Source organism: Bacillus sp. XB1, from assembly GCF_053557995.1.
In genome coordinates this window covers 726,229-747,266 of record NZ_JBNRIL010000001.1, presented here as the reverse complement: position 1 = coordinate 747,266, position 21,038 = coordinate 726,229, and the positions used below count along the sequence as shown (strand labels likewise).

The 21,038-nt window shown below is 34.5% G+C and carries 17 protein-coding genes and 1 other annotated feature; of the genes, 7 read left to right on the top strand and 10 right to left on the bottom strand.

All coding sequences use genetic code 11. The features are described from left to right. Nucleotides 1-39 precede the first annotated feature (39 nt). Both ACK1U5_RS03650 and ACK1U5_RS03645 read left to right on the top strand, forming a co-directional pair. Nucleotides 40-531, top strand: coding sequence for a DinB family protein (locus tag ACK1U5_RS03650; RefSeq protein ID WP_000439969.1), 492 nt, complete (start codon nt 40-42; stop codon nt 529-531). Between the two features lie 213 nt (nt 532-744). Continuing rightward, nucleotides 745-1,938, top strand: a complete 1,194-nt coding sequence (locus ACK1U5_RS03645) for a NupC/NupG family nucleoside CNT transporter (protein ID WP_000273603.1) — start codon at nt 745-747, stop codon at nt 1,936-1,938. Nucleotides 1,939-1,987: 49 nt separating this feature from the next. Here the strand turns inward: ACK1U5_RS03645 and ACK1U5_RS03640 are convergent, their stop codons facing one another. Together ACK1U5_RS03640 and proB are read right to left on the bottom strand one after the other, a co-directional pair. Further along, complete coding sequence (locus ACK1U5_RS03640; RefSeq protein WP_001006620.1) at nt 1,988-3,235, bottom strand: glutamate-5-semialdehyde dehydrogenase; 1,248 nt, start codon at nt 3,233-3,235, stop codon at nt 1,988-1,990. Between the two features lie 16 nt (nt 3,236-3,251). Next, complete coding sequence (proB, locus tag ACK1U5_RS03635; RefSeq protein WP_000744736.1) at nt 3,252-4,355, bottom strand: glutamate 5-kinase; 1,104 nt, start codon at nt 4,353-4,355, stop codon at nt 3,252-3,254. Nucleotides 4,356-4,495: 140 nt separating this feature from the next. Continuing rightward, nucleotides 4,496-4,706 (bottom strand) — a binding site (T-box leader). 340 nt (nt 4,707-5,046) lie between these two features. Between proB and proC the strand changes: the two genes are divergently transcribed. Then, nucleotides 5,047-5,865, top strand: coding sequence for a pyrroline-5-carboxylate reductase (gene proC, locus ACK1U5_RS03630; RefSeq protein ID WP_000360729.1), 819 nt, complete (start codon nt 5,047-5,049; stop codon nt 5,863-5,865). 179 nt (nt 5,866-6,044) lie between these two features. Here the strand turns inward: proC and ACK1U5_RS03625 are convergent, their stop codons facing one another. Beyond that, nucleotides 6,045-7,709, bottom strand: a complete 1,665-nt coding sequence (locus ACK1U5_RS03625; protein WP_113623474.1) for a M20/M25/M40 family metallo-hydrolase — start codon at nt 7,707-7,709, stop codon at nt 6,045-6,047. A 51-nt stretch (nt 7,710-7,760) separates the two neighbouring features. After that, nucleotides 7,761-8,510 (bottom strand): IclR family transcriptional regulator, encoded by a 750-nt coding sequence (locus ACK1U5_RS03620; protein WP_061655471.1) that lies wholly within the window; start codon nt 8,508-8,510, stop codon nt 7,761-7,763. 267 nt (nt 8,511-8,777) lie between these two features. Between ACK1U5_RS03620 and ACK1U5_RS03615 the strand changes: the two genes are divergently transcribed. Both ACK1U5_RS03615 and ACK1U5_RS03610 read left to right on the top strand, forming a co-directional pair. Then, nucleotides 8,778-10,202, top strand: coding sequence for an amino acid permease (locus ACK1U5_RS03615; protein WP_069605229.1), 1,425 nt, complete (start codon nt 8,778-8,780; stop codon nt 10,200-10,202). A 272-nt stretch (nt 10,203-10,474) separates the two neighbouring features. Next, nucleotides 10,475-10,933 carry a VOC family protein gene (locus ACK1U5_RS03610; RefSeq protein ID WP_000615639.1) on the top strand — a complete coding sequence of 153 codons (459 nt, stop codon included), beginning with the start codon at nt 10,475-10,477 and terminating at the stop codon, nt 10,931-10,933. A gap of 301 nt (nt 10,934-11,234) precedes the next feature. On the opposite strand, the gene ACK1U5_RS03605 is transcribed toward ACK1U5_RS03610, so the two are convergent. From ACK1U5_RS03605 to ACK1U5_RS03590, 4 genes are all read right to left on the bottom strand, one after another. Then, nucleotides 11,235-12,266, bottom strand: a complete 1,032-nt coding sequence (locus ACK1U5_RS03605) for a fatty acid desaturase (protein ID WP_000171499.1) — start codon at nt 12,264-12,266, stop codon at nt 11,235-11,237. Nucleotides 12,267-12,572: 306 nt separating this feature from the next. After that, entirely contained in the window at nt 12,573-14,960 is a 2,388-nt protein-coding gene (locus tag ACK1U5_RS03600; protein ID WP_000727449.1) for an immune inhibitor A domain-containing protein, read from the bottom strand. 289 nt (nt 14,961-15,249) lie between these two features. Next, the gene (locus ACK1U5_RS03595; protein WP_001028242.1) at nt 15,250-16,080 is read right to left on the bottom strand and encodes a VanW family protein; all 831 of its coding nucleotides are present in this window, start codon (nt 16,078-16,080) and stop codon (nt 15,250-15,252) included. Between the two features lie 471 nt (nt 16,081-16,551). Beyond that, entirely contained in the window at nt 16,552-18,225 is a 1,674-nt protein-coding gene (locus ACK1U5_RS03590) for an alkaline phosphatase (RefSeq protein ID WP_097842506.1), read from the bottom strand. A gap of 293 nt (nt 18,226-18,518) precedes the next feature. On the opposite strand from ACK1U5_RS03590, the gene ACK1U5_RS03585 reads away from it, so the two are divergent. Both ACK1U5_RS03585 and ACK1U5_RS03580 read left to right on the top strand, forming a co-directional pair. Beyond that, the gene (locus tag ACK1U5_RS03585) at nt 18,519-19,001 is read left to right on the top strand and encodes a DUF2975 domain-containing protein (RefSeq protein WP_000809119.1); all 483 of its coding nucleotides are present in this window, start codon (nt 18,519-18,521) and stop codon (nt 18,999-19,001) included. 10 nt (nt 19,002-19,011) lie between these two features. Then, nucleotides 19,012-19,227: a helix-turn-helix domain-containing protein gene (locus ACK1U5_RS03580; protein ID WP_000974619.1), complete on the top strand. Its 216-nt coding sequence runs from the start codon at nt 19,012-19,014 to the stop codon at nt 19,225-19,227. A 145-nt stretch (nt 19,228-19,372) separates the two neighbouring features. Here ACK1U5_RS03580 and ACK1U5_RS03575 read toward each other — a convergent pair whose 3' ends face one another. Both ACK1U5_RS03575 and ACK1U5_RS03570 read right to left on the bottom strand, forming a co-directional pair. Then, nucleotides 19,373-20,221 (bottom strand): PRK06761 family protein, encoded by an 849-nt coding sequence (locus ACK1U5_RS03575; RefSeq protein WP_069605300.1) that lies wholly within the window; start codon nt 20,219-20,221, stop codon nt 19,373-19,375. Nucleotides 20,222-20,584: 363 nt separating this feature from the next. Beyond that, nucleotides 20,585-20,896 (bottom strand): hypothetical protein, encoded by a 312-nt coding sequence (locus tag ACK1U5_RS03570; protein WP_000845560.1) that lies wholly within the window; start codon nt 20,894-20,896, stop codon nt 20,585-20,587. Between the last annotated feature and the right edge of the window lie 142 nt (nt 20,897-21,038).

The following is a 21,038-nucleotide window of genomic DNA, read 5'->3' as shown; positions in this document are numbered from 1 at the left end:
ATTGATTTTATTAAGAAAAATGAACAGGAGGCTATAAGAATGGAAAGAAAAGAAATGTTGCAAAATGGAGTCCAACAAGTTTTTTACGAGGAAGAATGGTACCCACCGATATCTGAAGCGTTAAAAAATCTTACTGCTGAACAAGCATGTTGGAAACCAGAAGGTGCTGCCAGTAATACGATTTGGGAAAATGTGAACCATTTATTAATCTTTAAAGAACGCCTACATTCCCGCTTACATGAAGACGACACATTTGTGGCTCCACAAAATAATGATGAGACGTTTATCCAAGGTGGACCTAATGATGATGCCGCTTGGCAGCAAACAGTGAACCGAACGCTTCAAGTACATGATGCCTTACAAGCTTCATTAACATCCTTTCAAGAAGCAGAACTAGATCAGCCAAAGCCTTCTCTACCAATTTGGCAACAATATTTGAATATCCTTTTGCACGATGCTTATCATACAGGACAAATTATACAACTTCGAAAACTCCAAGGTTCATGGCCAACTCACCGTTCTTATTTATAAGCGATGTTTACATTTGCTGACGTTTAACATGCAACCAAATAATTGAAAATAGCTACTTGTTTTGTAAATACTGCGATTGCTCAAAATAAAGCAAATTAAAATACAGGAATCCCAAACATCATTTACCCTCTTCATAACTTCTGATCATAATCCAAATTTGGAAGAATAGAGGCTTTTTTATATACAAATAATAAGCCTCAAGGAGTTGTTGACATGTATTTCATATTGAATATGTTAGGGATTTTCGTTGTCATATTAATCGTTTTCTTATGTTCGCCTAATAAAAAACATATAAAATGGAGACCAATTGTAATTCTCATCCTATTGGAGCTTTTTATTACATGGTTTATGTTAGGCACAAAGCTCGGCAGTATTATCATTAATAAAATTGCGTCATTTTTCAGTTGGCTACTAGCATGTGCGAATGAAGGTATTCGATTTGCATTTCCTTCAGCTATGGAAAGCCAGCACATTGATTTCTTCTTTAGTGCGTTACTTCCTATCATTTTTGTTATTACTTTTTTCGATATTCTATCTTATTTCGGAATCTTAACTTGGATTATTGATAAAGTAGGTGCAGTTATTTCAAAGATTTCTCGTTTACCAAAGTTAGAAAGTTTCTTTTCGATTCAAATGATGTTTTTAGGAAACACCGAAGCACTTGCGGTTGTTCGTGATCAATTATCTGTGTTAAAAGAAAATCGATTATTAACTTTTGGAATTATGAGTATGAGTAGCGTTAGCGGATCCATTCTTGGCGCTTATTTATCAATGGTGCCAGCAACATATATTTTCAGCGCAATCCCATTAAACTGTATTAACGCATTAATTTTAGCCAATGTATTAAATCCTGTGGAAGTTTCGAAAGAAGAAGACGTTGTTTACACACCTTCAAAACATGAAAAAAAGGATTTCTTTTCTACTATTTCAAACAGTATGTTAGTTGGGATGAATATGGTTATCGTTATTTTAGCTATGGTAATTGGTTATGTAGCTTTAACAGCATGTTTAAATGGGATTTTAGGATTTTTTGTAACAGGGTTAACAATTCAAAAAATCTTCTCCATTATCTTTAGTCCTTTTGCATTTTTACTCGGTTTATCAGGCAGTGATGCTATGTATGTAGCTGAATTAATGGGGATCAAAATAACGACGAATGAATTTGTTGCAATGATGGATTTAAAATCAAACTTAAAGTCGCTACAACCGCATACGGTTGCGGTTGCAACGACATTTCTAGCTTCTTTTGCTAACTTTAGTACAGTAGGTATGATTTACGGAACTTACAATTCATTATTTGGCGGAGAAAAATCATCAGTCATCGGTAAAAATGTTTGGAAGCTTCTTGTTAGCGGGATGGCTGTTTCTTTATTAAGTGCTATGCTCGTTGGGCTATTTGTATGGTAAATAATTTTTATAATAAAAGACACCCAAGCCAATTGAGTGTCTTTTATTATTATTTTCGAATTTGCCCATTTCCACGAATCACATATTTTGTAGAAGTTAATGCTGGAAGCCCCATTGGTCCTCTTACGTGTAACTTTTGTGTACTGATACCAATTTCCGCTCCGAATCCAAATTCGGATCCATCTGTAAAACGAGTCGATGCATTATGATAAAGTGCCGCGGCATCTACAGAAGTAAAAAACTTGCTGACGTTTTCCTCGTTTTCAGTAATAATCGCTTCAGAATGCATAGATCCATACGTATTTATATGATGAATCGCTTCTTCAACAGTGGAAACCACTTTCACTGCTAGTGTGAGAGATAAAAACTCAGTTTCCCAGTCTTCTTCTGTCGCAAGTAAGATAGAAGGATCAATCGCCACTGCTTTATTATCACCACGTAGCTCCACTCCTCTTTCCTTCAATGAAGAAAACAACTCGCTACCATATTGCTCTGCCCAATTCTCATGAAGTACAATTGTCTCAATTGCATTACATACAGATGGACGCTGTGTTTTTGCGTTTATAATAATATTAAACGCCATTTGTTTATCTGCTGTTTCATCAATGAATATATGACAATTTCCCGCACCTGTTTCAAGTACTGGAACAGACGCTTCTCTCACTACTGTATCAATTAATTGTTTACCGCCTCTTGGTATAAGAACATCCAAGTACTCGTTCAATGTAAACAACTGTTTTGCACTATCTCTCGTTGTATCTTCTATGAGCTGTACACTTTCTGAAGGCAAGCTAGTTTGCTTAAGCGCCCGGTGAATAACGCTAACGATGGCTTTGTTAGAATGAATAGCAGAAGAACTACCACGTAGTATTACTGCGTTTCCTGTTTTTAAACAAATTGTAGCAGCATCAACAGTTACATTCGGTCTTGCCTCATAAATCATTCCGACAACACCAAGTGGTACGCGCATCTCCTGAATAGATAGTCCATTTGGTCGTTCCCATGCACTTACACATTCTCCAATAGGATCACGTAATTCAATTAACTGCTTAATACCCTCTGTCATATCAACAATTCGTTGTTCATTCAGCAAAAGACGATCAAGGAGTGAATGAGAAAATCCTTTCTCCTTACCTTCTTCAATATCCCGTTTGTTTTCTTCTAAAATATAAGCTGTTTCTACTATCAGCTGATTAGCAATTGCAGCAAGTGCTTCATTTTTTTGATCTGTAGTTTTAAGCACAAGTTCTCTAGCAACCTCTTTTGCTTTTATCCCCTTTGCCAACACTTCATTCATTTTTATTTCCTCCTTTTTAAAGTGAAACCCAATGATCCCTATGGATGACTTCATAACTATGCCTCTCGCCTCTTACTTGAATATCTTGGCTTTGCATACCTTTTACATCTCTTAGTTCCTCTGCACTATATGTGCATTGTCCTTTTCCTATTACGCGCCCTTGTTGCGTTACAACCTCTACAACTTCACCCACTTGGAAAAATCCTGATACATTCGTAACACCAGCTGGAAGTAAACTCTTCCCATGCTGAATGATGGCAGTAGCTGCCCCAGCATCTACTTCAATTTGTCCGCTAACAAGCGAATGCAAGGCAATCCATTGCTTGTTCATCTTCATTTCTTTTTGAGGAGCATTACCAACATACGTTCCATCACCCTTACCCTTCAAAACATCTACAAACTTTTCCTGTCCACGTCCTGTTCCGATAAATACACTCACACCAAGAGAGAGTGCTGTCTTTGCAGCATCGATTTTTGATTTCATACCGCCAGTCCCAAGTTTTGAGCCTGCATCTCCTGCAAGAGAAGAAATTTCTTCCGTAACTTCAGGAAGAAAATAATATTTTTTTGCATCCGCATTTTTCTGAGGATTTTTGTCATATAACCCGTTCACATCCGTAAAGATCATAAGCATATCCGCCGAAACAAGCCCGCTTACTAAAGCTGACAGCATATCATTATCACCGAACGTTAGCTCCTCTAAAGAGATGGAATCATTTTCATTAATAATTGGAAGAGCGGAACGGTTTAATAATTCTCCTAACGTAGCGTAAGCATTACTATATTGTTCTTTTCTAGAAAAATCACTTCTCGTCAGCAAAAGTTGCGCAGTAACTATGCCATATTTACGGAATTCCTCCGTGTACGCCTGCATTAACAAACTTTGTCCGACAGCTGCTGCAGCCTGTTTCCCTTTAATCGTTACAGGTCTGCTAGGATATCCTAGCGCTGAAAAACCTGCAGCGACGGCTCCAGATGTAATTAACACAACCTCGTGCCCATCTTCTTTCAACCGAGCCAATGCGGCAACGTGATCTGAAAGCTGTTCTGTAGAGATGCCTCCATGACTATCTGCCAAGGAACTACTCCCAATCTTTACAACAATTCGTTGTTTTTTCACTTTTTTATCCCCCAAGTCTAAAATCAAAGTTTTTTTATAAATTACACTTCATTCACTTTGTAACTATATCTATTCTCATCAATGCTGCACTGAAGTATTTAAGAGCAAAATAAAAATGACCGCTTCGCCCTTAATAAAATAAAAAGGACGAAACGGTCATTGTTCCGCGGTACCACCTTAATTGATATACATAGATATCCACTTGGTGCCTATAACGCAGGCGAACGCCTAAACTTTCATTTAAGACTCAGGGATAGGTTCGATATATTCTATACGAGGAATCTTTCAGCCGGTGAATTCCACTCTCTTTCGCAAGAAGACATATGTACTAATTCCCTTCAACGATTTTCAATCTAATTTTTTTATATTATGCGATATAGTTCGATTCGGTGTCAAGAGGTATTTTTAAAAATAAATAGAGCCACAAGTTATTTGTATGAAATTATCGCCCTACTGAATGAAAATACAAAATGATATAAGTTTAACTCATATTCATAAACATAAAACCTTACATTATAGTGTATATATTTACATAATGTCGAATATAATTAATTTTTGTCTTTTAGTGTTGCAAAAAGGAATATATTCTCTTAGAATGTTTCTTTATATTGCACAGGGATGTTATTCTTATTCTAAGAAAATAATATCAAACCGATATAATTGATTATAAAAGGAGCAAGATTGAGTTATTATGGATAAACAAATTGGATTCATCGGTTGCGGAAATATGGGAATGGCTATGATTGGCGGAATGATAAACAAAAATATAGTGTCTTCAAATCAAATTATTTGTTCAGATTTAAATACTGCTAATTTAAAAAATGCTAGTGAAAAATATGGGCTAACTACAACTACCGACAACAATAAAGTAGCTAAAAATGCTGATATTTTAATTTTATCAATCAAACCAGACCTATATTCATCAATAATTAATGAAATAAAAGAAGTAATCAAAAACGATGCTATCATCGTTACGATCGCTGCTGGAAAAAGTATTGAAAGTACTGAAAATGCCTTTAATAAAAAAGTAAAGGTTGTAAGAGTAATGCCTAATACTCCTGCTCTTGTTGGAGAAGGAATGTCTGCATTATGCCCTAATGAAATGGTGACAGAAAAAGATTTAGAAGATGTACTAAACATTTTCAATAGTTTTGGTCAAACAGAGATCGTAAGTGAAAAATTAATGGATGTTGTCACATCCGTAAGTGGTTCTTCACCAGCTTATGTATATATGATTATAGAAGCGATGGCAGATGCTGCTGTACTAGATGGTATGCCAAGAAATCAAGCATATAAATTCGCTGCTCAAGCTGTGTTAGGCTCTGCAAAAATGGTACTAGAAACAGGAATACATCCAGGTGAATTGAAAGATATGGTTTGTTCTCCTGGCGGAACGACAATAGAAGCTGTAGCAACATTAGAGGAAAAAGGATTACGAACAGCGATTATTTCAGCTATGCAGCGTTGTACGCAAAAGTCTGTTGAACTATCTGGTCAAACTAAAAAATAAAACTATAAAAGAGATTACGTTAGCTATGAATTCACATAATTTTAATTAAAAATTCACTACATGATAAACGGCCAAACTCATATAAAATTGAGCTTGGCCGTTCTACTTTTTAATTATATTAAAATAATTTGATTTGACTCTTCTTTAAAGGTTCTGTTTTATCCCTTACCTATTCCCTACTATGATTGTGTAATTTTATTAGAAACTAATAATTTTTCAATGCATTTCGGTAACATATCTAATAGTGTTTCAAATGCGTAGTTTACATCTAGACGTTCTGTCCATTGATGTGCATCTTTTCCTACCGGTCCCATATTTAATACTGGAACATCAAACTCTTCTAATTCCTGAAGCGGAATTGAATAGCCTTTATCCCATAATGGCATATTGTCTACAAGCGAACTCATTGAATCCAGTGGATACTGCAAGCCTACATAGCTTAAATCTGAAATTCCCCCAAAATAATTTTGGTTTTCAAATGTAATTTTATGATTGTAATGTGCATACTTTTCCATTTCTACAACTACCTCTTTTATTAAAGGATTGTTGCGTGAACTCACAGCTGGATAGTACGGCGGAGCGAAGAAAAGTACAATCATCGGTGCCTTTTCTTTACATAAAATCGCTAATTTATCTACTAAATCAATCGTTACCGCACGATCATCTTTATCTCCTCTATTTTTTATAATATTAGATTGAATATGATCTATTTTTTCTCGTCCATGTTGCTCAATTGCATATGTGATAAGCTCTTCATAAGTTAATACATTTACTTTGAGATTAGGTGGTATAAATGGATTATATTTAGAAAAACGATATGCATGTTTTTCATACGACTCTTCTATTTTCTCTGCTACTTTCGTTACTTTTTGACGTAACAATGAAACTACATCTGTCATTGATTTTTCTAATAAAAACAAATTAAATAATGTGACTGCACGATGCGGAATTTGTACAGAATAATCCTCTTTTAAGTCCCTTTGAAGTAAGTTAGTTGGTGGAGGACTCGCTTCCCCTTCTACAATATCACAAAGGTCTGTGTTTAACTCTAGTTCTGCTGTTATTAATGAAGCCATATAACTCCCATTTAACCCTGCAAAAGGTTCACCTACATGTGTCTCTTTTCCGTAGCAAAGAAAACCAGGTAACACTTTACCAATAGAGCCAGTGTAAATATACTTATTTTGGTCACCAGGATGTCTTGAAAACATAGGCTCTGAGTTTAAGACCGTTTTATAATCTAAATTATGCTCTCTTGCTAAATCTAATAGCCTCGGAACAGCGGCCCTCATCCCTACAGAATTCACTTCTTCATCTGGTACAGCCAATAAAAGAACATTCCCATCGAATCTTCCTTCACATGCTTGTTCAATCATTGCCATTTGTAATGCGAGGCCGCATTTCATGTCCATTGTTCCTCTACCAAACAGCCAATCTCCATGTTCTATATCTTCACGTACATGGTCTGGAAGTTCATCTTTATGAGAATAAAACATAGATGTTAACTTTTTAGGATTAAATGCATCTTCTTTCCACACTCCGTAATCTTGTACATCTACAACATCAAAGTGACTTACTAGAATTACAGTATTTTTTGTACTATCGCTTTTCTTTACTAGTGCTGTAACAAAATATCGTCCGTCCCCCGTCGGATTTTTTTGCACATGGTGCGGGTTTTCTTTGAAGTACTGTAAATCAGATAATTGCTCCACAACAAAGTCTGGCAATATCACTTCAGCCTCTGTACCTGTAATACTAGGAATTTCAACAAGACTGCTTAATAATTGAATCAATTGTTCTTTTGATTGCCACCTTGACATATAAATCCCCCTATTTTTCCGCATTATGAAAACGAATTCCAATATATGAATAAAAAATGACGACAGCTATCAAAATTATAGTTCTGATGTACTGCCGATTTTTATTGATATTTCATGAGCTGCTTGTTTTACCTTGCTAATAAGAAAAGATAGTCGATCATCATTAATACGATGACTAATTAACCCAACACTTAATGCTCCTACTACTTTATGATTAAATCCGATAATAGGTGCAGCTACTGAAGCTGTCCCTTCTGTTTTTTCACCATAACTGACAGCATATCCTTCATTTTTTATTTGCTTTATTTGATTAAGAAGAATTTGCTTTTGTTCTGGTAATGAAGGAAGTAAATACTCTACAATATGTTCCATTTCATTCGTTTTCATATTGGCAAGCATCGTTTTATTTGCAGCACCAATTGAAAGTGGAATTTGTTCTCCTAGATTATCGATAACCCGAATTTTTAAAGGACTATCAATTCTTTCAATGATAATAGAATGCGTTCCGTTTGGAATATTCAAATAGACACTTTCTTCCACTTCAGCAGCCAAACGTTTCATCACTTCTCTTGCAACAGATCTATAGTCTACCTTCTCCAATTGACGTAACCCTATTTCCATCCACATTGGTCCAATTTTGTACTGTTTTGTCTCTGTAATTTGTGTAACTAACCCATGCTCCATTAGAGAGTTAAGTAATCTATGTACTGTACTAACCGGGAGATGTGTTCCATCAGCTATATCAGAAATAGCCCAATACTCTTTTTCATTTGTAGAATTCAATAATTTAATAATACTTATCGCTCGATCAATGGACTGTACCATAACTCGCCTCAACTTTACTCGTAATATGTTAGTACGCTTAATTAACTATCAATTTAGCAAACATTCGAAATGAAATCAATCTATTTATTTAATTTTCTAACAATAAAAACATATCACTAACAATGAATTGAAAACGCAAACAAAAAAATATTGACTTTTCTTTTTAATTGTCTGAAAATTATAACAAGATTTCACATCACGGAATACATTCCATAATACGGAAAAACATCAAACTTTATTCTATCAACTACGAAAGTGAGGAAAACAATGGCGCAAGTAAACAATACAAACAATGAATTAAAACGTACGATGAAAAGTAGACATTTATTCATGATTGCACTCGGTGGTGTGATTGGAACGGGGTTATTTAACGGATCTGGCTTTATAATAAGTCAAGCTGGACCTGGTGGATCCGTACTTGCCTTTATGGCCGGTGGATTATTAATGTATTTCGTTATGCTATGTCTTGGTGAACTCGCTGTAGCCATGCCTGTTTCGGGTTCTTTCCAGGAATATGCCACTAAATTCATCAATCCTGCAACTGGCTTTACAATCGGATGGTTGTATTGGTTAAGCTGGGCGAATACGACCGGTCTTGAATTTACAACTGCTGGTATTACAATGCAGCGCTGGTTTCCTGATATTCCTGTTTGGGTTTGGTGTTTAATATTTGGCGTTACAATCTTTACTATTAACGCATTATCTGCTCGTAGTTATGCAGAAACAGAATTTTGGTTTTCAAGTATAAAAGTATCTGCCATTATAGCTTTTATAATTCTTGGTGGCGCCGCTATGTTCGGCTTTATTGATTTAAAAGGCGACGAACCAGCTCCACTTCTTTCAAATTTCGTAAATCATGGTGGTTTATTTCCGAATGGACTTGCAGCTATTCTATTAACAATGGTTACAGTCAATTATTCCTTCCAAGGTACAGAGCTTGTCGGAATCGCAGCAGGTGAAAGCGAAGATCCAGCAAAAACTTTACCTCGTTCTATTAGAAATATTATATGGCGCACAATGTTTTTCTTCGTCTTAGCAATCTTTGTTCTTGTTGCTTTAATTCCTTGGGAAGAAGCAGGACTCACAAAGAGCCCATTCGTTGCTGTTTTTGATAATATCGGTATTCCATATGCAGCTGATATTATGAACTTTGTTATTCTTACTGCTGTTCTTTCTGTTGCAAACTCAGGACTATACGCTGCTACTCGCATGCTTTGGTCTTTATCAAAAAACGAAATGGCTCCAGCATTTTTAAAGAAATTATCATCACGTGGGATTCCTCTCAACGCTTTAATCATGACAATAGCTATTTCTGCTTTTTCTCTTTTAACAAGCGTCGTAGCTGCTGAAACGGTTTACTTATGGTTAATTTCCATTTCTGGAGTCATAACAATTATTGTTTGGATGTCAATTTGTGTTTCTCAATTCTTTTTCCGCAAACACTATTTAGCTGAAGGTGGAAAATTAGACGATTTGAAGTTCAGAACTCCACTCTATCCCCTTGTACCAATTCTTGGTTTTGGATTGTATGGCATTATATTAGTAAGTCTTATCTTTATCCCAGATCAAAGACTAGGCATTTATTGTACTGTACCATTTATCATCTTTTGCTATACTTACTATCACTTTAAAGTTAGGAAAAGAATTGCAACTAACACTCAAAGTGAAACTAAAATTAGCGAAACTTCGTAATATTGTACGATACAAAAAAGACAACACGTGGCGTTTCACTTCATGTGTTGTCTTTTTTTATTATTTAAATATGAGTTCACCTGAATTTAATGGATTTTTCTCTTCTCCTACAAAAGTAGTAAAATTTTCATTTGAACTTGCTACCTCAGTTGGATTTATCGTATTTCAATTTCGATATAATAATAAATAGGTATATCAGATATAGCTGTACATTATTAGAATTACATTCATTACTCAACTGGTAGTTATCAAGAAAGAAAGGAATGATCATAATGATACAGAACATATACGAAACTCATTTACATGTAAGAAATTTAGAAAAAGCGATAAATTTCTATCAAAACAAGCTAGGATTAACGTTAGCAAGAAAACTCTCCAAAAGAAGAGTGGCTTTCTTTTGGGTCGGAGAAAATAAAAAACAAATGCTTGGACTATGGGAAGTAAATAATATCGAAGACTTTGAGCTGAGACATTTTGCTTTTGGTGTAAATTTAGAGTTTTTAATGACTTCTAAAGCGTGGTTAGAGGAGCGTGGAATAGAAGTGATAGGAAGTCAAGGAAAAGGAAATCAAGAGCCAATTGTCCAAAGGTGGATGCCCGCTGCAAGTGTATACTTTCTAGATTGTGATAGAAATAAATTAGAATTCATTTCTATGTTACATGACAATCCAGATGAATTAGAATATGCATCCTATTTAAGTGTATGGAATGCGGAACACCAAGAAAAATGAATGAAATTTCCGTTCAAGTCTTTTCTAATTTTTTAGATATACTGTTGTACGATCCCCCTTTTGCTATTAATTTTCGTCGGATTTATGAACAGTTATCGTAATGGAAAATTCATGATAACTCCAATTGTTAACATAATGCATTTATTGTCATCTTGTATTTGTACTTACGTACTAGCAATTCCTAATCTGCTTCCATTACAATTTGAAACATTTAATTTTTCTTCTTATCTGGCATCTAATCTTTAAACAAAAATTCCCCTTAAATCGAAAATGATTAAGGGGAATTTTATATACGATGCAATTATAGTTCAGATTTCACCCGAACAGAAACATTATTTTTAATTATATTTTTGACATCTTTAAAGCTAACAAAATTGTTACTTTTCTCATCCCAAAGACGGAAACGGAGTGAACGCAAGCTTGTAGCAAGCGTAATTGTTGGTACATTTTTTAAAGGAAGGGTATTGTTGTGTGCCTCTTCTAGTTTATAGTTAGGTACTCTTGGACTTAAATGGTGAACATGATGAAATCCAATATTACCCGTTAGAAATTGCAAAATTTTTGGAAGTTTATAAAAAGAACTTCCCTCCACTGCCGCTTTCACATATTCCCATTCTTTATCTTCTTCAAAATAAGAATCCTCGAATGTGTGCTGTACGTAAAACAGCCAAATCCCTATTGAACCTGCTATTAAAAATATAGAACCATGTACTAAAAGAAACGATTGCCATCCAATTGCCCAGCAAAGCATTCCTACAATAGCAACGATTAAAATATTCGTTAAATAAGTGTTCATACGTTCTTTTTTTCTAGCACCTTTTCGGTTAAATCTATTTTTAAGCAAGAAAACATAAATCGGGCCTAACCCAAACATAACGAATGGATTGCGATATAAACGATATGCTAAACGGAGTCTAAATGGTGCTGCTACATATTCATCTACTGTAAGCGTCCAAATATCCCCTGTACCCCTCTTATCCAAATTACCACTCGTAGCGTGGTGAATAGAATGCTCATGCCCCCACTGATCAAATGGGAATAATGTTAAAACGCCCATACACGTTCCAACTATTCTATTTGCACGTCGACTTTTAAAGAATGAATAATGGGTACAATCATGAAAAATAATGAAAATCCTTGTCATAAATCCAGCGGCTAACAGTGCTGGAACTAATGTTAACCAATAAGAAACTGACAAACTTTTATAAGCAAGGTACCATAAAATAATAAATGGCACGATTGTGTTGATCAGTTGCCAAACACTTTTTTTAATCGTTGATTTTTCAAAAGGAGCAACTTGTTTTTTTAAATTTTTAGTATTTTCTAAGGTCATTGTTCTAATTCCTTTCCTTTTTGTTGCTAATTCATATTATAGCACACTATTAGTATCAGGTGTTAAAAGTAGCTATAATAAATATTTTATACTATGAAAATCTCTTTTTTCTTACTCATTACTTACAAATTTCTTACGTCCAAAATAGCTTCTATAATTGGACAGACGGAGCATTTTATGTATCAAAGAAACTTCATATTTTTCCAATAAGTACATAAAAAACAGCGAGTTTTTTCACAAGAAGAAAAAAGCTGCAATCAGTCAGTTTCACCGACTTATCGCAGCTTCTCTTCTTTTCACCTTATTTTATCGATGAAGCCAAACTGCACCTGCAGACTTGTCTTCAGCTTGGCCTACCACTTCAAACTTCAGTCCTAGCTTCGGTAACTTACGTCCTGCATCAGGAATAACGCTGTTGATGTATTGCTTAGAATCATCAAATTTTGCCACTCCTGGTAATCCTTTATAATCAAAGATACCGCGTGTTGGTGAATTTACTTTCCATGCTGGTGTTTGATCAAATGAGAATGCCGCATCGGCAATTTGATAACGCGTACTGCTCTTCACAGTAGGTTGTCCGTTTAATGTCCCTACAATTGCCTCTGGATGAGAATCTACTACTCCTAAGAACCCTTCACCTGGATGAACGCCTACCCAGTTATCTGTAAAGCTTTGATCCGCATACCATACAACCATTCCTGTATTAAATACTGGGCCACGTGCATATTGTAACGCAGTGTCAGAACCAGCGTAATTTCTCCACTCTACATAGTAATTATGTTTTTTCTGTTCAAATCCGTTAGACACAGTAAAGCCTTTTAACGTCATTGCAGGCTGACCTTCTGCATCATCAGAGAAAACAACTTTTCCATCTACAGTTAAGGCTGCATTATCTAACGCAAATCCTTTATAAGCTACTGCAATATCTGTTAAGTACTCAAATTGCAGTTTTACTTTTTTTCCTTTGAATTGGCTTAAATCGTATGATTTATCAACCCACTTACCATCAGTTGTATCCGCGCCGCCTTTTATATCTTTTTCGCCCATTCTATCAATGCGTGTCTTCGTTCCATCTTCTGCAATCGCATATACGTCAAGGAAATCATACTTCGCTTCAAGTTCGTAAAATGCCTTATAATCGAACTTAGCATCCTTTGCATTTGTTAAGTCAAATACTGGTGTCTCAAGTGTTGTATGAATGTCATTTCCTTTTGTACTGTAATAGAACTTCTTACCAAACGCTGATTCGATATTTTTTATATCTTTGTCCGGCAAGTTAACACGAACAATTCCAGGTCGTTTAGATTTTGTAGTACTTTGATCTACATATGTTGCAACACCGATTCCTTTGCTAAGTTTGTCATAATCTACTTCAAGAATATTCGCCCAGTTCCCCTTCATATTCTTTTGGAAAAACTCTTTATTTTGTGGCGAGAAACTCGTTGGCTCTGTTCCTGCAATTTTTCCAGCCCAGCTACCACCACTCATAATAGACCATGACTCAACAGGTTCACCTTGTCCTGAGTACTTTGTATCATATTCATCTGGTAAGCCTAAATCATGGCCATACTCATGTGCAAACACACCAACTGCTCCGTCTTCAGGCTCGATTGTATAATCATATGCAGCCATCTTTCCGCCCCAGTTCGAAACAGAAGATTTCGTGCCATCAATTGCATATGGTTTTGAACCTAGTTTTGAACGATGTGACCAAATCGCATCATCTTTCAATTTACCGCCGCCAGCTTCTTGACCAACGCCAGCATGTACAACCATTAAATGATCAATAATGCCATCTGGCTCATTTTTATTTCCATCACCATCTTGATCGTATTGATCAAATTGGTCATAGTCTGCTAAATTGATTCCTTTTGCTACCGCTGCTTTTAATGCTTCTTTCACAAAATCTTTTGGTCCTAAAGGCCCCTTGTTATCATGCCCAGTACCCGCATCAGCACCATAATCTGATGCTTTTCCTGGAACAGTAAGCCATTCTGTTACAGTCCCATCAACTGTATAGCTACCACCAGATTGTTCTTCATAATATTGCTTAAATGTGTTAATTTTCGATCCATCAAATAAAGTAAATGGTTCATCACCAAATAACATTTTTTGATAATGTTCACGATTAAAGTCCTTAGAATACATGTATCCTGGCTCTTGATCAATATTGTTATGCTTAAAATCGCTAAATTCTACAAGTAAAACAAGTACTTTATCTTTTCGAACAGCTCCATTGTATTCTTCTTGCTTCGCTGATGTAGTAGGTACTTTTCCATTTAATTTCCCAGGGTTCAATGCTGCACCTTGTCCAGCTACTGGGCCTACTTCAGGCTGCTGCGCCTGTTCATTTTCCCTCATTTTTGCATCTTTTACTTTTTTCATAAAGTCAGAGGCTTCTTGCGTAAGACTATCTCCTGTTAAGATTTCTTTCCCAGGGTTTTCCCCTTTCTTTTTCTCAACATATTTTTCGACAGCCTTTGAAGTCTCAGCTTGTGATGCAGATTGATCAATTACCCCCCGTTGTTTTAGCGCTTCAGCCAAACGCTCCTCCGGTATTAAGTGCTCATCTATTGGTAGAGATGATGTTGGTGTCTCAGCATACGCTGCGTGACCTCCAAAAGCAAACGTACTACTTAGTACTGCTGCTGTTGTTAATACCGCTAATGGTTTTAATTTCTTTTTCTTTTTCAATGTATTTCCTCCCCAGTGTCTGCAAATTATCGTTTTTTGCCGATAACAACATAATATTCGTTATAATGCGAATATTCAATCTTTTTCAACAAATAAAATGTTGAGAAATATTTTTTTATGCAGGGTGAAATACATAAGATATAAAAACAAACAGACTCTCCTATAAATAACAGTGAACTTTTATATGTTCTTAGTTACAATCAAAATCCAGTAAATCTGGGATTCATACTTTTTTAATAAAAATAAGAATTAAATATTTTCTATACTATTTAATCTATGGATTACCATATTACTCACTATTCTCATTATTACAAGCTAATAGTGGTTCGTACATCATTATAGCGTGATTCTCTGTTACATATTGATCTTCTATTAACTGTTTCTGTTGATTATATACTTTACGTTGAATCACATTATGTCGTATATAACCGCCCCAGTATGCAGGTTGAATTGAGTGTTCTTTCTCATACACTTCATATTGATAAAGTTGCGGATAGACTGTTCTCCATTCACCAACTAAATGTTCATCTGTCATATAAAGGTGAAGTTGATACGGTTGGTCCGTTTCATTTTTAATTTGTAAATCCAAATAGTTATAGGAACAAGTCGCCCCACTCCCAAACGGTTGAGTTCGCCTAGAGTCAGGAAAGACATCAAAGCTATGACGATATCGTTCTGTTACTGTCAGTGGTGTATGTAAAGTCATCCAATATATTAAATTCGAAAGCTGACAAAGACCTCCTCCAATACCTGTTTGAAAAGATCCGTAATGTAATACCATACCTTCTACATACCCTTTTTTCCTCGTTGGCTTACCTATTAAACGCCAGTAAGAAAATGTTTCTCCCGGTCTAATGACGATACCATTTAGTTTTTTAACAGCAATTTTCAAATTAACAACCTTATTCTGTTGATACCACATATCTACATCTTTTAGCTTACGAAGTAATATCGTTCGGTGCTGAATTGCTGTACAAGGTAGCTTTTCTTGTTGGAACCTTTTTGCATATGTTTTTCCGTCTGCCAACCACTGAATGTACCTCTTTGTAGAGTAATACCACTTCCCTAGCATAATGCGATACTTAGACCGCTGTTTAGGACGTAAGTGCACTATATTCATTTTATTCCCTCTCTCTTTCTTCAAGTAAATTCTAATATATTTCTAATTCAATAAACTACAGTTTTCTTAGCTGCATAATAATTTCCACAAAAAAATAATAAATTTACTCTAGTGGAGATTTTATTTTGATGATTGCTTTATAATTATATAAAACTGAGCTTCAATACAATAAATTGAAATAAACATATTATAAATATAACGGATAACCTTAAATAAAAAATAATGAACATTAAAGAAATTCTAAAGTATTAATATATTTTTCGTAAATATTAATTGATAACACATTAAACTTTACTATATGTATAACTTCTTATTCTACAAAATGAAATTTTTTAATGTAAGAAAAAAATATAATTTCCCTTTAACATTTATACAAGTCTCATATAAAAAAATTACAAAACAATTCGAGCCCTTATATTTAGAATAAACACAAAAAATTGCCACCAGTTAGCTTAACTGGTTGGCAATTTTTTAACGAGAATGCTTTACAAATAGTTGAATTGCTTCTTCTGGTACATAGTACTTTCCATTACTCTCTACAATAATACTTCTTAATTCATACCCTTTACCATTGATACGAATTATATTTTTGTTACCAAATAATTGTGCTTCTACTTTATTATGTTTTACTACGAGTAACGGGTTTGCTCCTTCGGTTTTGTCGGCTGTTACAGTTGCACCGATTTTCTTAAAGGCTTGTTCACTCTCTAAAAATATTTTATTCGTTACTTCTTCTAAGTTAAAGCCCATCGCTTTCGCCATCGTCTTCGCAATGTCTGTATTTTGGATTAAGCCTTCTGGTTTTTGAGGTCCATAAGAATGTAAGAATACATCCTCACCTGTATGTCCTCCTGTCGTAAAGCCGATATTTGCACGATTAGCCAATAATGTAGTAAAAATTCGTCCTACATCCATTTTCTTTTTTGCCACTTTTAATTGTTCTTTTTCATCATGAGTTAGATTATCCAAACCGTATAGTTTAGCTACATCTTCTACATTTGATAAATCAGATTTCAGTTTATTTATAGTTCCTTCAAGTGTCATTTTCGCCTTTTTCAATGGATCAATGTATACAGAAACCGGTGTAGTATTGTATCCTTTTGTCGTATTCCTATTCCCTATAGAGATGCCGCTGTTACCATGATCAGTTAAAGCGATGAGCATCGTATCCCCATCTTTCTTCGCAAATTGTAACGCCTTTGCTACCGCTTCATCAAATGCTAATACATCACTAATCATCCCAATTGGATCATTAGCATGAGCTGCCCAATCAGGCTTACTACCTTCTACGAATAAAAAGAAGCCATCTTTATCTTTTGATAATGTTTGAATTGCTTTTTCTGTCATTTGAGAAAGTGTTGGTTGTTCTGGATTTGTTGCTATACGATCCATATCAAACGCAAGAGCATGATGTGAGAAAGAGCCCCAAATTTTATTAGATTTGGAGTTCAATAACGCATCTTTCGTTTCAACGAAATCGTATCCTTTGTCTTGAATCACCTTTACTAAATTTTCACCATCTTTTCGGATTCCATTACTTTTCATAGGTAACAGCGCCGCTTTTCCCCCGCCTAATACGACATCTATATTTTGATATACTTGCTGCTTCGCAATTACGTCAAAATGTTTGCGATTGACATGGTGAGCAGAGAATCCGGCCGGAGTAGCATGCTGAATTTCAGATGTAGCAACAATGCCAGTTGCACGACCAGTACATTTTGCGCCTTCTAATACGTTTGCGACCGGCCGTAACTTTTCTTCTTCTTTTATTGGCTGTAAGCTAGGCGAACTTACAATAGAAGGTAATATACCTACATATCCTGAATTCGATTTATTTCCAGTTGCTAAAGCTGTTGCTGCTGGCGCTGAGTCTGTAATAGCTGATTCCGCCGAAAACGTACGAACACCTCCTGTTACAATTTGATCTAACGTAAGCGGTGCCCCTTTATACCAGCGAGCCAATGTTGTCGCCGTTGAACTCGTTCCGTCCATAACCATCATAATTATATTTTTAGGCTGGTGTTCTACTTTTTTCACCTTAGCTTTGGCCGCATGATAATTCATCATACTTTCCGTACTTAATACGCTTACTATTATAGCTCCCACTAATAGTAACTTTTTCATCTTCACACCATAATTCAACATGATTGTTCCTCCATAAACTTTGCATTCATTTCAATACACCTTATTTCCTTTTCCATACCAAAACCTACATATGTTTTATTAGTTCCCAATTCTCATAAAGCTAACAATAGTTACTTTCTCTTTCTTTAATTAAATATCGATATGTATCATTTATCTTATAAAAAAGATTTAACATCCTTTTCATTAATTACTTGTTTAACAATAAATCCTCGATTAAAAGAAATAAAAATTTATTGTTAAACAATAAATTTCATGTTAAATTAATAAGATATTAAATAAATGAGGTGCTTTTTATGAAACAAGGATCCACACTCTTTTTAAAGACCGTTGTAATTCTAATCGGAATCCCCGTTCTTGCTATGTGCATTTTTTTAGTCCCTAAAATAGGAAATTTTGCCGCAGAATTATATCCAGACATTGCATATATTAAATATCTTGTATTTATCAATTTATACGCAACAGCAATACCTTATTACTTCGCACTGTACCAAACATTTAAGCTTTTAAACTATATTGATAAAAATAACGCATTCTCAGAGCTATCTGTTCAAGCTTTAAAAAATATTAAGTACAGCGCATTGGCAATTAGTGTATTATATGTATTAGGTATGCCACTTTTTTATCTCGTGGCAGAGAGAGATGATGCCCCTGGCATTATTATTATCGGAATGATTATGATTTTTTCTTCAATGGTCATCGCGGTCTTTGCTGCCGTTCTCCAAAGACTATTAAAAGATGCTATAGATATAAAATCAGAAAATGATTTAACGGTCTGAGGTGAATAATATGGCAATTATTATTAATATTGATGTAATGTTAGCAAAAAGAAAAATGAGTGTAACAGAACTTTCGGAGAAGGTTGGAATTACAATGGCTAACCTTTCTATCTTGAAAAATGGAAAAGCAAAAGCAGTCCGTTTTTCAACTTTAGAAGCAATATGTAAAGCATTAGAATGCCAACCGGGGGATATTTTAGAATATCAACCTGAAGATACCGAGTAAAAAGAGTCCTTCATATGAGTAATGGGTTCAGTGTAGGAAGAGAAAAATGCTAATAACCATTAGAAATAACAAACTAAAACGCTCAGAAGATATTCTGAGCGTTTTTATTTCCTTATTCAACTAAAGCACCAGTTAGTGTAAAAAGCTATTTCACCATTTGTATGGCTAACTTATCTTTTAACATTGACCTATATGAGTCAATTTCATATTTTGTATTATTGATTTTTTCTTTTTTCATTTTTAACATATCGAATATTTCTAATTCTAAATTCCTTCTAGCTTCAAGAACTTTTATCGCTCCTTCTATACCTGAATGGTTATGTTCTTTTCCATAGCCTTGGTTAGTGTAATAGTCAATAATTCCTGTGGACCATTCTGGAGTTCTTTCTTTTAACGCCTTCCTAAATGAAAATTCAAGATTATCTTGTTCTACATACAATAACATTGGATTTAAATTCTCTATGATTTTTGCAACTTTCATTATATAATTTATTATTTTTTCTTTTTGTTCACCATATTTAATCATCCCAATAGTTAATGGATTTTGTATGAAACAACATTCAAAGATATAAACCTTATTGTCTTCTAGAGCGGTTTCAGCAAAGTCATTCCATTTATTAGCAATTAATTCAACATTTTTATCGAATGGTAATTCGTATATATCATTTTTAGAAATAATGTTAAATAATTCGTCCGAAAACTGGTCACCAAACTCATTTTTTATCTTTCTGTATGGTAATAAATAATTGCTTCCTTTTTTTAGAACTTTCTTAAGGAGCACTTCTTTAAAATCCCCACTGTTAGATAATAATCTATCGAACTCAAATTTATTAAAACAAGATACACCATCATAGTCGGCTGGGTGGTTCAAATTTCCTTCTAAAAATAGTTCAACTTCAATTTTATTTTGGCTTAGAATTTCATTTATTAGCTTTGCAGTGGTTGATTTTCCAAATCCAGGTAACCCTTCTACTATTATTAGTTTTGTATTCATAGTTATAAATGCCTTCCTTCAAAGTATTTAACTAAGATTAAAAAAATCACTTACTCCACTGCAATCACCCCTTCAAAATATGATATTTACCATTTCCTTTGAAAAAACCTTCTTAAAGTAACCTGACTGTTAGTTTAAGAACATTTTTTCATAATCTCTACAACTATTTTAACATAAATTTTCCATTTATCTTTTTATTTAGAACACTATTTAACTATATAAAAGTGCTTAAACACTATAATAACAATAAAAAAAGGGTGCTAAATCATATGTGATTTACATCCCTAATTTGTGTGTTATTTTATATTTTCTCTCCCGTAACTGAACCCGATATCATACGAGAAGGACTCTTTTTATTACACATTACGGCGCAAAACTAATTTGACCAGTAAACAATAGGATAATTGCTATGATCCAAAATATAAAAAATGATGAGGACAGTATTAATGAAAGAATAGCAATTCCCTTCTTCTCTGTTCTTTTCGTCATTGTGATTATTGAAAGCATGATACCTACACCTGTAAGGGCAATTGTAATATAATCCCCAACTATATTACCTGCATTGGCTATCCTTGTTGGCGTTATAAAAACGAATAGAAAACACAGAATGCCGATGAGTAAAGATACATAGCTTATTATACTGTACTTCTTTTTAGGAACTATTTCAGTTTTCATACTAACCCCACCCCTTCTATATAGCTATGAGTTCATATTAACATGAATAACCATAATTTAGTTAAAATAAACTGGCCACTTCCTTAATAAAGATGGACGATTATCCTTTAATCTCTAGTAATTATTATATACAGAAAATAAA

Excerpts from the sequence above, each read along its gene's own strand:
- ACK1U5_RS03595 (WP_001028242.1), bottom strand. The coding sequence starts at position 16,080 with ATGAATATAGTGCACTTACGTCCTAAACAGCGGTCTAAGTATCGCATT.
- ACK1U5_RS03580 (WP_000974619.1), top strand. The coding sequence starts at position 19,012 with ATGGCAATTATTATTAATATTGATGTAATGTTAGCAAAAAGAAAAATG.
- ACK1U5_RS03640 (WP_001006620.1), bottom strand. The coding sequence starts at position 3,235 with ATGAATGAAGTGTTGGCAAAGGGGATAAAAGCAAAAGAGGTTGCTAGA.
- ACK1U5_RS03575 (WP_069605300.1), bottom strand. The coding sequence starts at position 20,221 with ATGAATACAAAACTAATAATAGTAGAAGGGTTACCTGGATTTGGAAAA.
- ACK1U5_RS03650 (WP_000439969.1), top strand. The coding sequence starts at position 40 with ATGGAAAGAAAAGAAATGTTGCAAAATGGAGTCCAACAAGTTTTTTAC.
- proC (WP_000360729.1), top strand. The coding sequence starts at position 5,047 with ATGGATAAACAAATTGGATTCATCGGTTGCGGAAATATGGGAATGGCT.
- ACK1U5_RS03620 (WP_061655471.1), bottom strand. The coding sequence starts at position 8,510 with ATGGTACAGTCCATTGATCGAGCGATAAGTATTATTAAATTATTGAAT.
- ACK1U5_RS03615 (WP_069605229.1), top strand. The coding sequence starts at position 8,778 with ATGGCGCAAGTAAACAATACAAACAATGAATTAAAACGTACGATGAAA.
- ACK1U5_RS03645 (WP_000273603.1), top strand. The coding sequence starts at position 745 with ATGTATTTCATATTGAATATGTTAGGGATTTTCGTTGTCATATTAATC.
- ACK1U5_RS03605 (WP_000171499.1), bottom strand. The coding sequence starts at position 12,266 with ATGACCTTAGAAAATACTAAAAATTTAAAAAAACAAGTTGCTCCTTTT.
- ACK1U5_RS03570 (WP_000845560.1), bottom strand. The coding sequence starts at position 20,896 with ATGAAAACTGAAATAGTTCCTAAAAAGAAGTACAGTATAATAAGCTAT.
- ACK1U5_RS03610 (WP_000615639.1), top strand. The coding sequence starts at position 10,475 with ATGATACAGAACATATACGAAACTCATTTACATGTAAGAAATTTAGAA.
- ACK1U5_RS03585 (WP_000809119.1), top strand. The coding sequence starts at position 18,519 with ATGAAACAAGGATCCACACTCTTTTTAAAGACCGTTGTAATTCTAATC.
- ACK1U5_RS03625 (WP_113623474.1), bottom strand. The coding sequence starts at position 7,709 with ATGCGGAAAAATAGGGGGATTTATATGTCAAGGTGGCAATCAAAAGAA.
- ACK1U5_RS03590 (WP_097842506.1), bottom strand. The coding sequence starts at position 18,225 with ATGTTGAATTATGGTGTGAAGATGAAAAAGTTACTATTAGTGGGAGCT.